The sequence below is a fragment of the Empedobacter brevis NBRC 14943 = ATCC 43319 genome, from assembly GCF_000382425.1.
Taxonomy (GTDB): Bacteria; Bacteroidota; Bacteroidia; order Flavobacteriales; family Weeksellaceae; genus Empedobacter; species Empedobacter brevis.
The window spans coordinates 116147-116462 of the sequence record NZ_KB908299.1 but is presented as its reverse complement, the minus strand read 5'-3'; the positions used below and the strand labels follow the sequence as shown (position 1 = coordinate 116462).

At 31.6% G+C, this 316-nt stretch carries 1 protein-coding gene; it reads right to left on the bottom strand.

The window, feature by feature from the left end; all coding sequences use genetic code 11:
• Nucleotides 1-71 precede the first annotated feature (71 nt).
• A partial coding sequence (locus H277_RS20425; protein ID WP_221406902.1) for a hypothetical protein occupies nt 72-316 on the bottom strand: 245 nt, incomplete at its 5' end.

Below are 316 nucleotides of genomic sequence, written 5' to 3'. Positions count from 1 at the left end.
TAAATTAGGTTATGGTAGTTGTGAGTTCCTTTCACTTTTAGTAATTTTACGTAAGTAGTTACAACGAAGAATTAGCAAATCAAAAACCAAAAGGGGTTGTGAGTTCCTTTCACTTTTAGTAATTTTACGTAAGTAGTTACAACCGGCGTAAGTCCGTAACAGTAGCCAAATTTGTTGTGAGTTCCTTTCACTTTTAGTAATTTTACGTAAGTAGTTACAACTACAGAATTGCAGATGAGAACAATGATAAGGTTGTGAGTTCCTTTCACTTTTAGTAATTTTACGTAAGTAGTTACAACAAAATAGAAAATGAAAA